Source organism: Shewanella sp. 125m-7 (assembly GCF_052977045.1).
Genome location: NZ_JBRILQ010000073.1, coordinates 1 through 11749, shown reverse-complemented (window position 1 = coordinate 11749; position 11749 = coordinate 1). Strand labels below are relative to the sequence as shown.

Here is an 11749-nt window from a genome sequence, read left to right as displayed (position 1 = left end):
AACCTAGAACCTAGAACCTAGAACCTAGAACCTAGAACCTAGAACCTAGAACCTAGAACCTAGAACCTAGAACCTAGCGTTCTTCTCAGCTTATTTTAGCTTTCAGCTACGTAGCCATTGGGGTTACTTGACTGCCAATGCCAGCTGCTTTGTGCCATATCATCAATGCTATGTGTGGCTTGCCAGTTTAACTCTTTTTGAGCTTTGTCTGGATCAGCATAACATGCCGCAATATCACCCGGCCTACGTGCCACAAGTTGGTACTTAATCTGTGTACCACTTGCTTTTTCAAAGGCTTTAACCATTTCAAGTACGCTGTAACCTTGCCCTGTACCTAAGTTGTAGGTAACAAGTCCTGACTGAGTATGCAGCTTATCTAAGGCTCTCAAGTGACCAACGGCTAAATCAACGACGTGGATATAATCTCTTACGCCTGTGCCATCAAGGGTATCATAATCACTGCCAAACACGCTCAGTTGCTCACGTTTTCCAACCGCGACTTGGCTGATAAATGGCATTAGATTATTGGGGATGTCATTCGGGTCTTCACCAATTAAGCCACTTTCATGTGCGCCAACAGGATTAAAGTAACGTAGGCGAGCGATATTCCAACTGTTATCTGAGTGGTATAGATCCGCAAGAATATGCTCTACCATTAATTTGGATTGGCCATAGGGATTGGTTGCCCCTGTCGCAAAATCTTCGGTAATCGGTAGGCTCGCAGGATCGCCATATACAGTAGCTGAAGAGCTAAAGACTAAGTTTTTAACATTAAACTCAGCCATGACTTCACATAATACTATGGTGCCAGTGACATTGTTTTCATAGTAACGTAGTGGCTGAGCAACTGATTCGCCAACGGCCTTTAAACCCGCAAAATGAATAACCGATTTAATGGCATGGTCAGTAAATAGTTTTTGCAGGAAGGCTCTATTAAGCACATCACCTTGATAAAAGGTGACAGCCTTTCCAGTGATCTGCTCGACTCTTTCAAGTGCAGTAACACTAGAATTACTCAGGTTATCTAAGATAACGACATCATTACCGTTATTGAGTAGCTCAACAACCGTATGAGTGCCGATATAACCAGCGCCGCCGGTAACAAGAATAGTCATGTTTATCATCCTTTAATTTAAGCGGTTTGCTTTAAGACCAAATAACAATTTGCTAGGTTATAAGGCCTTAATAAAAGCGTTTTGTTAGCGTGTGTTAACTCAAAAACCTTAATTAAAGCTTTTAATTAAAGCGTCTTAACAATCGCTTTTAAGTATTCAGCAAACTCAGGGCCGATTTCCTTATGGCGCAGTGCATGCTCAACGTGGGCTTGCATATAACCTAATTTATTACCGCAGTCATGACTCTTACCTTGCATGTAATAGGCGTTAACCGTTTGCTTTTCCATTAGCATGGCGATGGCATCGGTAAGCTGAATTTCATCACCTGCACCTGCTGGTGTTTTAGCTAGGTAAGACCAAATGTCAGCTGGCAATACATATCGGCCAACAACAGCTAGATTTGACGGTGCATCATCAACATCTGGCTTTTCTACCAGTTGAGTAAGTGGCAGTGACTTACCTGGTTGTAGATCTTCGCCATTGATATCGGCAATACCGTATTGGTTTACTTGATTGTGAGGCACGCCTTCAACCATTATTTGACCAACTTCAGTTTCATCATAGAGAGCAACCATCTGTGCAAGGTTGTCTTTAGTCAGATCGCAACTCGCATCATCAATGATAACGTCGGGCAGCAACACGGCAAATGGTGCGTCACCGATAATGGTTTTTGCACACAAAATAGCGTGACCAAGACCCTTTGCTTGCGATTGACGCACGCTGATGATTGACACGTCACTCGGGCATATCGATTGCACTTCTGCTAAGAGTTGACGCTTAACACGGCGCTCTAATTGCGCTTCTAGTTCAAAGCTAGTGTCGAAATGGTTTTCAACCGAATTTTTACTGGCGTGAGTAACGAGGACGATTTCCTTGATCCCTGCGGCAATCGCTTCATTGACAACATACTGGATCAGTGGCTTGTCCATTACTGGCAGCATCTCTTTCGGGATAGCTTTAGTGGCTGGAAGCATACGCGTTCCTAAGCCCGCTACAGGGATGACTGCTTTGCGAATTTTATGTTGTTTCATTCTAATCCTATCTGTTCCTAATTAGGAATTGGCACACAAACCTTTATTCTATACTGAATTCAGCTTTGATTGGATAACAATCTTGAAAACACACTGTAAATGGTATTTTTTCTATGATTTTGTTGATTCTTTGTACGCCATTTTGTGTCGCTATATTTAACCTAAAGCGTTAAAAGGCGAGCGGGTCAGTACTTAGCCATCATCTTTAGTCTTTAATCGGTAAATATCTATTTTGTGTCATTATTTTTGTACGGGCTATTAGGCGTATTTTAGGGGGTATGGCGATAGACTGTTTTTAGTGTAACAAATTCATTACACTTGAGGGCCGCGCGAGTTCCGATAATAAACTGTGATCAGGTTAACAAAACATCTGCTTTAGTTAAGTATGAAGTCATCATTTACTACCCAGTCTAGGACTATTGAATAGAGCGATGAGCAAACTACAAAATTACACAGCTCGTTTACCTGATGCGAGTGGCTTTATTGATTACCCTCAGGATGAACATGACATTTGGTCTGAGCTTTATGCTAGGCAGCGTGTGAATCTACCTGATCGAGCATGCCAAGAGTACTTAGATGGTTTGGTTAAGCTAGATTTACCGACTGATAGAATTCCGCAACTGTCAGAAATTGATGCTGTACTGCAGCAAGCGACGGGCTGGAAAACGGCAGCGGTTCCAGCGCTTATCTCATTTGGTAAATTTTTTGAGTTGTTGGCGAACCGATCTTTTCCTGTCGCAACTTTTATCAGAAGTAGGCAAGAATTTGATTATCTGCAAGAGCCAGATATCTTTCATGAAGTGTTTGGACATTGTCCGTTATTAACTAATCCATCATTTGCTCATTTCTCCCATCTATACGGCAAGTTAGGGCTAGCGGCTAGCAAGGAAGAACGTGTGTTTCTAGCGAGACTCTATTGGTTCACCGTTGAGTTTGGTGTACTGCGATCTAAGCATCATCAATTGAGTATTTATGGCGGCGGTATTTTAAGCTCGCCGGGAGAAACCATGTATGTCATGGGAAGTGAGCCCGAAATAAGAGCATTTGATTTAGTCGAAGTTATGCGCACCCCTTATCGTATTGATATTATGCAACCCATTTATTATGCCATTGAACATATTAATGAGCTCGATACCATTGCAGAGATGGACATAATGAGCGCGGTTAAAAAAGCGCAGCAGCTAGGATTATTTAAGCCTAAATACCCAGCAAAACAGAGTTAGCGGACGGCTTGTCGATACAAGATAGGTTTTGAAGTAGAGAAATAATCATTAAGGAAGATAAAATGACAGAATTAGCTCAAATGAAATGCGAAGCGTGCCAAGCAGATGCACCAAAGGTTACTGATGATGAGCTCGCTCAACTAGTTCGCATGATCCCTGATTGGACGGTGGAAGTGCGTGACGGCATCATGCAGCTAGAGCGGGTTTATAAATTTAAGAACTTTAAGCTCGCTATGGAGTTTACGAACAAACTTGCAGAACTTGCCGAAGCCGATTTTCATCACCCTAGTATTTTAACCGAGTGGGGCAGGGTAACTGTTACTTGGTGGTCTCATTCTATTAAAGGCTTACATAAAAATGATTTTATTATGGCAGCTAAAACTGACACGCTGTTAGATTAGAAGAGTATTACAAAGAAGGCTGGAGCCTCTAGGAAAAGCATAACATCACAAGCTAAATGTGCTCTTATGGTTTTCCTCGCTGTGTATAAAGCAAAGTGTAGACGTGTCACAGACGGTGCTTTTCAAAGAGTGGGCGCCGCGTAGCCCTGCTAGAGGCTATACAAGCAAAATTTAAAGTATTACTGCCAAGTCACCCTCCTGTAGCTGCTTGCTTGTTATCTCTTTGTCCTTTGATTGTATACAAGTCCGTAACCCGCTCTCGTCGTGGAAAAAAAGGCCCTATCAGAGAAGCATCTTAGGATTTAGGTGCCAGAGATTTCTTGGGTTCCCTTGTAAAATCTTACAAAACGTCTGTAAACAAGCCTTGCCACAATTAAGATAAACTTTTAACGTATAGGAAAATTACAGAAGTAGGTCTTGTTTCAATATTAACTAGTGACTGAAACCGATTTAATTCTGCTGATTGTTTTATCCCAATAACGAGTATTTAAAAAAGGGAACTGCAATAATATGCGCTTGGAAGTCAGCTGTTTAGACCGAGTGGGTCTGGCCAAAGATATCTTATTGATTATGGAAGACTATGGGATTAATTTGTTTGCTATTGACGCAAGCAACCAAGGTTTTCTCTATCTACAATTTGCTGAAGTGAGTTTTGACACTCTTAGCGAATTACTCCCTCTTATTCGTAAAGTCGAAGGTGTGCATGACGTGCGCACAGTGTCATTTATGCCCTCTGAGCAAGAGCATTACGCATTAAAGACGTTGTTAAAAACGCTACCAGATTCAGTATTTTCACTCGATGTGAAAGGCAGGATCCGCATCGTCAATGAATCAGCCTTGCATACGGTAGGTATGGCTGAGCACGAAGTGGTCGATGAGTCGATTAATCACTGGGTTCACGGGTTTAATTTTAGCCGTTGGTTGAGTGAGTCGACAGTCCTTGCTCAGGCTACGCGTGTCAATATCGGTGAAAATGAATACCTAGCTGAAATGCTGCCAATTTATCTGCCTGATAGTGGTAGTGATACTCCAATTCTTGCTGGGGCGGTCGTTTCACTTAAATCGCCAGCACGGGTAGGAAAACAGTTTAATGCCCTCCAAAACCAATCTAGCGGCTTTGAAAATGTACTAGCGACCAGCGATAAGATGAAAGAGGTGTTAGTCCAGGCTCGTCGCATGGCCCAGCTCGACGCGCCTTTGCTGATCACTGGTGAAACCGGTACGGGTAAAGAATTAATGTCGCGAGCTTGCCATGACGCGAGTATGCGCCGAGAGCAGCCTTTTATCGCGATTAACTGTGCCGCAATGCCTGACAGTGCCGCTGAAGAAGAACTATTTGGTTTTGTAAGCAACGGTAATGTGGTCAAGCGCGGTTTTATTGAAGAAGGTAAGGGCGGTACGGTATTTCTGGATGAAATTGCTGAAATGTCAAAGTCTGCTCAAGTTAAATTACTGCGATTTTTGCAAGATGGCACTTTTAGACGGGTTGGCGGTGATGAAGAGATCCGTAGCGACGTTCGTATCATCTGTTCGACCCAGAAAAATTTAGCTGAACTTTGCCAAAGTGGTGAGTTTAGAGAAGATCTTTATTATCGTATTCATGTGTTGAGTTTTCATGTTCCTGCTCTCCGGGAGCGTAAGGTCGACATTATTCCACTAACTGAGATGTTCTTAGAGCATTACAGCCAACAGTTATCGATCCCAATTCGTCGTATTTCTGGTGAGTGTCGTGAACACCTTTTAGGCTATGCTTGGCCGGGTAACGTGCGCCAGCTTAAAAATGCTATTTTTAGAGCGGTTTCAATGTGGGATGGTAGTGCAGAGTTAACGATTGAGCAGCTAAAGTTACCTTCATATGCTGAAGGTTTTGGTTACTTTGACGACCAGTTTGAAGGCAGTTTAGATGAGGCGATGAAGCAATTTGAGGCAGGTTTACTACGCAGATTGTATCCGGCATATCCAAGTACTCGCCAATTAGCGAAGAAGCTTGGTGTGTCACATACGGCAATTGCAAACAAGTTACGTGAATACAATATTAATAAACCCAAATCACTGTAAAACTAACTTGCCGTTGATTGCTGGTTAGAATAGCAACTTTGGACTAAAAATCGGAGTTTTCAGTCAAAATTACTTGGTTGTAACTAAATCTTTACGATGTGAGGCCGTTACTGTTTAAATGTGATTTAGTTCACGCTATTCCATAGGCTGCGCAGTTGATGTCATTCTATGGCAAAGTTCGATTTGGGCCAATAATCAGCTGTCATCACAATAAAAAGTAACAAGATGCTAGTGAGGCCATAAACAATTAGGAGTACGTATGAAGTTAGCCAGTTATGATAATGGTCGCCGTGACGGTCAATTGATGTTAGTTAGCAAAGACTTGAGCAAAGCGGTTGCTGTGCCTGCGATAGCTCATACTATGCAGCAGTTAATGGATGCATGGGATCTACTTAATCCACAATTGGTAGAACTTTATGACGCATTAAATCTCGGCATGATGGATAACGCCGTGGATTTTGAAGAGTCAAAGTGTTTATCTCCGTTGCCAAGAGCCTATCAATGGGCTGACGGCAGTGCATACGTCAACCATGTTGAGTTAGTGCGTAAAGCGCGCGGGGCGCAAATGCCGGAAACATTCTGGACCGACCCGCTGGTTTATCAAGGTGGATCTGACTGCTTTATCGCGCCGAAGGCCGATATTGCGTTAGCGAGCGAAGAGTGGGGTATCGACTTTGAATCAGAAATCGCAGTGATCACAGATGATGTGCCAATGGGCGTGACAGCTAGCAACGCTGAGAAGCATATTAAATTGCTGATGTTGGTTAACGATGTATCGTTACGTAACCTTATTCCTGGTGAACTGGCGAAAGGATTTGGTTTTTTCCAAGCCAAGCCGTCAAGTAGCTTTTCTCCGGTAGCGGTGACGCCTGATGAGCTCAATGATAAGTGGCAAGATGCCAAAGTGCACTTACCACTAATTACGCATCTTAATAGTGAATTGTTTGGCCGCCCTAATGCAGGCGTTGATATGACATTTAATTTTAGTCAGTTAGTGTCTCATGTTGCTAAAACACGTCCTTTAGGCGCTGGAGCGATTATTGGTTCGGGCACTATCTCAAATTATGATCGCAGTGCGGGCTCAAGCTGCTTAGCTGAAACACGTATGCTTGAAACCATTGCGGACGGTAAACCTTCTACGTCATTTATGCGCTTTGGTGATCGCGTTCGTATCGAAATGCTCGATGAAAACAATAACAGCATCTTTGGTTCGATTGATCAGCAGGTCGTCGAATACAAAGCTTAATGGTATTTTGTTAGATGACGAGTTTTAAAGGCTGATCCTTAGGGGTTGGCCTTTTTGCTATATTTGGCTTGGCAAACTCATTGTAGTACCCATCAGTATAAGACGGCGCAAAAGGATGATTGAGATATGGAAACGGCTAAGATGAAATTATACGGATATTGGCGTTCAAGTGCCGCATATCGTGTACGTATTGCAATGAACTTGAAGTTACTGACGGCTGAGCAAGTTTCAGTGCATTTAGTTAAAGATGGCGGGGAGCAACACTACCGTGATTATGCCAACTTAAATGCCCAAGAGTTGGTGCCAAGTTTAGTGATTGAGCAAAACGGACAGCAAAGAGTGTTGACTCAATCATTGGCGATAATGGAGTACTTAGATGAAGTCTATCCACGAGTAGGTTTATTACCGAACTCGCCATTTGATAAATCGATTGTGCGTGCCATGGCATTAACGGTTGCATGTGAAATTCACCCATTGAACAACCTAAAAGTGTTGCAATACCTTACCGATGAGTTGGCAATGGAAAGCGAGAAAAAAACAGCCTGGTATCATCATTGGGTGGTTGAAGGTTTTAGCGCACTAGAAAAAATGCTCGAAAAACACAGTGGGGTATTTTGTTTTGGCGATAAACCGACTTTGGCTGACATTTGCTTAGTCCCCCAGGTTTATAATGCTAAGCGCTTTAATGTTGATTTGAGCTTATACCCTAATATTGAGCGCGTTAATGCTTATTGCCTAACCTTGCAATCTTTTAAAGATGCAACGCCAGAGGCGCAGGCTGACGCATCCTAACGATTGTGCATTAGAAACTCTACAAACGCCTTATCGGCTTGGCTGATAGGGCGTTGTTTTTTCCAAGCGATATGCAAGTCCAAAAAAACTGGCGGGTCAAAAGGTTTTGTGCAGATATTATCGTGCGGTTCTATGACCATTTCGAGCACACTGGTAATGCCATATTCTTGTGCCACAACTTGCTTGATGAGGTTAATCAGGTTGGTTTCAATTGCGATGTTGACCTCTATTCCTAATCGCTCCGCTTGTTTGAGCATCCATTCCCGGTGAAAGTAACCCTGTTTAAATAACACCAGCTCATGTTCGAAAAATGCGTCGAGAGAGACACTGGTGACTTCTGCTAGTGGGTGTTGCTTACCAACTGCGGCAACCATTTGCTCTCTAAGCAGTAGATGGCTATCAAATTCATCGGTGAGATCGTTGGCGGTAATAATGGCAATATCGACCTCTTCTTGTTGCAACATACGCAGGGTATCGCGAGTGCCGCCTTCAAAAAGTGACAGTTTTAGCTCGCCATATTGATGGCGAAAGGCCATTAAACGCCTAGGTAGATAGAAAGAACCTAACATGCCAGGTACAGCGAGTCTAACTTCGCCTTTTGTCAGGTTAGCCATCGATTTTATATGGGCTTCAGCTTGAGCCATATTATTGATAATTAGCTTTGCGTGTTTGTGTAAAGCCTCGCCTTCAGCGGTTAAAGAAAGTGATTTACTGCTTTTGTTCAAGCCTCTGTCTACAAGTGTGACGCCAAGCTCATGCTCGAGTCTTTTTATGCTCTGACTTAGCGCGGGCTGGGCAATGTTGAGCCGCTGAGCTGCCTTAGTAAAACTGCCTGCCTTTACTAAGGTATCTAAGTACTTTAGTTGTTTTATATCCACGGGGGGATCCCTATTTATGACTCGTAGTCAGATCCTGTACTAGCTTGCTGTTTTGCTATTGCTAGGGGCTGTTGATCTTTCGAGCTTAGTTTTTGTTCGAATTCAATCGTTTTAGTGCAAGGCTTAAGCGATGAGGCTTAACGAGCTAAGCGAAAAGCTTGTAACGCAGTAATAGAACGATTGAAACGACCCCTAAGGGCCGCGCTTATTGGCGATTTATACTGCGTTGTAGGCTATTTGTGGAGAATGACTAAACGGCATAACCTCCGCCTTGTCAAAATCGCCAATAAACTGTGGCAAAAGCAACCGTGAAAGATCAACAGCCCCTAATTACCACAGTAGCTGTAGGGATAGAAAGCTAACATCTAAATGCTTATTGAAAACACGGGTTGATAATTTAGCTAAACTTTCCAAGTACAAGCGACTCTATACAGCAGAGCTGATGTAATAACGGATACCAGAACTAAAATGTGCCAGCACATCCTGTTAATGATTTAATCGGTTAGTATTATTTTGCTGAGTGAGTTAAATCTAATATAACAATAATCTATAGCTTTGATGTTTACTAGTTATTATTCTTATGAGTATACCCTTGTTATGCTTACGGGTATCAAAACCACTCAGAGTTTATCATCGATGAAGGTCGTCTCGTCACAGCAACCGAACAACCATGAAATAAGGCTTATTCTTGGGTTATCCATTGCATCATTTGTGATATTTATTAATTTGTATATTGTTCAGGGGATGTTGCCGCTGATCGCAGATTCGTTTTTGGTCACAGCGAGCCAGGCAACGTTATTGCTGTCGGCAACCAGTTTTACAATGGCGTTGTCATTACTATTTTTTGCTGTCGTGTCAGATAGAGTTGGCCGTAAGAAGCCTATTTTAGTTAGTTTGTCTTTATTGGTGCTGTCGGATCTCAGCGCATTATTGATTAACGATTTTAATCAATTACTTTGCTTAAGGTTGCTTCAAGGTGTTTTGCTTGCCTCGGTGCCTGCAATGGCAATGGCATATTTTAAAGATGAATTGGGAAAAAATGCCATTCTAAAAGCGGGTGCGATTTATATTGCCGCAAATAGTCTAGGTGGGATCGCCGGGCGCCTTATCGGAGGCGTTATGTCACAGTATTTTGACTGGCAACAAACCATGTTGTTGCTAACCGTGGTGTCATTAGCTGGAACACTCATAGCGGGGTATATGCTACCGGCCAGTGGGTTTATTAAACCAACTAAGCAACAAGGGGGCTTTCCATTGCGAAAAGATGATGTTGCAGGGTTTGCTTTGCACTTAGCTGACCCTAAACTGCGACTTATTTATCTTGTTGGTGGTTTTGCTTTTATGGTGATGGTTAATCAGTTTAGCTATATTCAGCTGCATTTAATGGATGCACCTTTCAACCTTGGACGCTTTGAAGTCACGCTTATTTTTCTTTGTTATCTTAGTGGTACCTATGCCTCTTATCGGTCGGCAAAGTGGCTAACTCAGCGGGGGCTGAAGCAGGTATTTAAGTGGGCTGCGGTGATGATGTTTTTAGGTAGCTTACTGACTTTATGGGATACATTACTGGCGATTTATATTGGTTTTACTTTGTCTGCTTTTGGCTTCTTTTTAATCCATAGTTGCTGTAATGCATCGGTTGCTGCTCGAGCAAAGCAGCATAGAGCCAAAGCGACAGCTTTGTATTTATGTAGCTATTATTTAGGCGCAGCAATAGGTGGTCCCTACCTTTTACCATTTTGGCATCAATGGGGCTGGAGTGGGGTAGTGCTGGGTTCTATTTTTGGTCTCGCGACAATGTCGATTATTATGACCAAGCTCGTTAACCCTAAGGCAGTTGAAGAGCCATTAGTGATTGTTTAGCATCTCGCAAGATACTAAGAGCTGTTTACAGGGATGATGAGTTGCGACAACTAAAAAAGATGCACTCGATACAGATGGCATTGATGCTTGTTGGTTCACAATTAAGAGCTAGCTAATCGTTTGCGACTCTATTTATTTGATTTATTTGTTAATCTGTCATTTAGCTTTCGAGGTGTTGTCGCTAGCAATACCTAGGTATATCCCCCTTTTTTGTTCAGAAAAATCAATTTAGCAGAGAACGTATCTCAGGCCTCTGCTTTCGCTTATATCCTTTCTTGCTAGCATGCGGTTATTGACCGAGGTTATTGGCTTAGGCTGATTATTTAGATGGGTTTATTTGATGTAAAATGTAGTCGCTTGGTAATAGTTCAAGGTGACCTTGTTCGTCAAAGTACCAACCGGTAATAAACCCTTTTTGACGCATCTTAACTAAGTTCTGCATAACTGATTTTGCTTCCACAAGTGCGGTGTCTTGATCGTATTGGTATGTCAGTTTTAAATAGGCAGCAATACTGGCTAGTGAAGCGGATTGACTAACGTCTGCCATAGCGTTTGTCCGGCTATAAATGATTCTAAAAGCATAGTCGACAAGTGGATTAACTGACAAAGTTATTGCTGGTTTTATTAATGCTAGGGTTGCAGTGTTTTGGTCAAGATAGAGATAAAAAGAGTGTTGTTTACAATGTAGCTGATGTGTTTGCTTATGACGAGCGAAATGGATGGACTCACATTTGTTTTAGCGTTTAAACAAGGTTTGTAATATTCAAACATAAAAATGAAGTCGGTAGAAGTATGAACTATGGATAATTTATTTTTATAGCAGAGGTGAAACAGAAAGAATGGTGGTCGATACTGGGCTCGAACCAGTGACCCCCTCCTTGTAAGGGAGGTGCTCTCCCAGCTGAGCTAATCGACCTGGGATTTCATAATATTTTAATTCTTTATGAGAAGAATGGTGGTCGATACTGGGCTCGAACCAGTGACCCCCTCCTTGTAAGGGAGGTGCTCTCCCAGCTGAGCTAATCGACCTGGGATTTCATAATGTTTTAATTCTTTATGAAAAGAATGGTGGTCGATACTGGGCTCGAACCAGTGACCCCCTCCTTGTAAGGGAGGTGCTCTCCCAGCTGAGCTAATCGACC

The 11749-nt window shown here is 42.6% G+C and carries 10 protein-coding genes and 3 tRNA genes; 6 read left to right on the top strand and 7 right to left on the bottom strand.

The window, feature by feature from the left end:
* Window positions 1-95: 95 nt before the first annotated feature.
* Together galE and galU are read right to left on the bottom strand one after the other, a co-directional pair.
* Window positions 96-1115 carry a UDP-glucose 4-epimerase GalE gene (galE, locus tag ACVBIL_RS20155; RefSeq protein WP_447168722.1) on the bottom strand — a complete coding sequence of 340 codons (1020 nt, stop codon included), beginning with the start codon at window positions 1113-1115 and terminating at the stop codon, window positions 96-98.
* A 125-nt stretch (window positions 1116-1240) separates the two neighbouring features.
* Window positions 1241-2146 (bottom strand): UTP--glucose-1-phosphate uridylyltransferase GalU, encoded by a 906-nt coding sequence (gene galU, locus ACVBIL_RS20150; protein ID WP_447168721.1) that lies wholly within the window; start codon window positions 2144-2146, stop codon window positions 1241-1243.
* A 431-nt stretch (window positions 2147-2577) separates the two neighbouring features.
* Here galU and phhA point away from each other — a divergent pair, with 431 nt between their 5' ends.
* The 5 genes from phhA (at window position 2578) to maiA (ending at window position 7866) form a co-directional block, all read left to right on the top strand.
* Window positions 2578-3369, top strand: coding sequence for a phenylalanine 4-monooxygenase (gene phhA, locus ACVBIL_RS20145; protein WP_447168720.1), 792 nt, complete (start codon window positions 2578-2580; stop codon window positions 3367-3369).
* 62 nt (window positions 3370-3431) lie between these two features.
* Window positions 3432-3770 (top strand): 4a-hydroxytetrahydrobiopterin dehydratase, encoded by a 339-nt coding sequence (locus ACVBIL_RS20140; protein ID WP_447168719.1) that lies wholly within the window; start codon window positions 3432-3434, stop codon window positions 3768-3770.
* Between the two features lie 510 nt (window positions 3771-4280).
* Window positions 4281-5828: a transcriptional regulator TyrR gene (tyrR, locus tag ACVBIL_RS20135; RefSeq protein WP_447168718.1), complete on the top strand. Its 1548-nt coding sequence runs from the start codon at window positions 4281-4283 to the stop codon at window positions 5826-5828.
* A gap of 259 nt (window positions 5829-6087) precedes the next feature.
* A complete protein-coding gene (locus ACVBIL_RS20130) occupies window positions 6088-7074 on the top strand; it encodes a fumarylacetoacetate hydrolase family protein (RefSeq protein ID WP_447168717.1) in 987 nt (328 codons plus the stop codon).
* 141 nt (window positions 7075-7215) lie between these two features.
* Window positions 7216-7866 carry a maleylacetoacetate isomerase gene (maiA, locus tag ACVBIL_RS20125; RefSeq protein ID WP_447168716.1) on the top strand — a complete coding sequence of 217 codons (651 nt, stop codon included), beginning with the start codon at window positions 7216-7218 and terminating at the stop codon, window positions 7864-7866.
* Here maiA and ACVBIL_RS20120 read toward each other — a convergent pair.
* Entirely contained in the window at window positions 7863-8744 is an 882-nt protein-coding gene (locus ACVBIL_RS20120) for a LysR family transcriptional regulator (RefSeq protein WP_447168715.1), read from the bottom strand. The genes maiA and ACVBIL_RS20120 overlap by 4 nt on opposite strands.
* Window positions 8745-9380: 636 nt before the next feature.
* Here ACVBIL_RS20120 and ACVBIL_RS20115 point away from each other — a divergent pair.
* The gene (locus ACVBIL_RS20115) at window positions 9381-10607 is read left to right on the top strand and encodes an MFS transporter (RefSeq protein ID WP_447168723.1); all 1227 of its coding nucleotides are present in this window, start codon (window positions 9381-9383) and stop codon (window positions 10605-10607) included.
* Window positions 10608-10926: 319 nt separating this feature from the next.
* Here ACVBIL_RS20115 and ACVBIL_RS20110 read toward each other — a convergent pair whose 3' ends face one another.
* The 4 genes from ACVBIL_RS20110 to ACVBIL_RS20095 form a co-directional block, all read right to left on the bottom strand.
* On the bottom strand, window positions 10927-11154 hold the full coding sequence (locus ACVBIL_RS20110; RefSeq protein WP_447168714.1) for a hypothetical protein: 228 nt from the start codon (window positions 11152-11154) through the stop codon (window positions 10927-10929).
* A 293-nt stretch (window positions 11155-11447) separates the two neighbouring features.
* A tRNA-Val gene (locus ACVBIL_RS20105) sits at window positions 11448-11523 on the bottom strand.
* Between the two features lie 37 nt (window positions 11524-11560).
* Window positions 11561-11636: transfer RNA gene (locus tag ACVBIL_RS20100), tRNA-Val, on the bottom strand.
* 37 nt (window positions 11637-11673) lie between these two features.
* Window positions 11674-11749 (bottom strand) — tRNA-Val (locus tag ACVBIL_RS20095).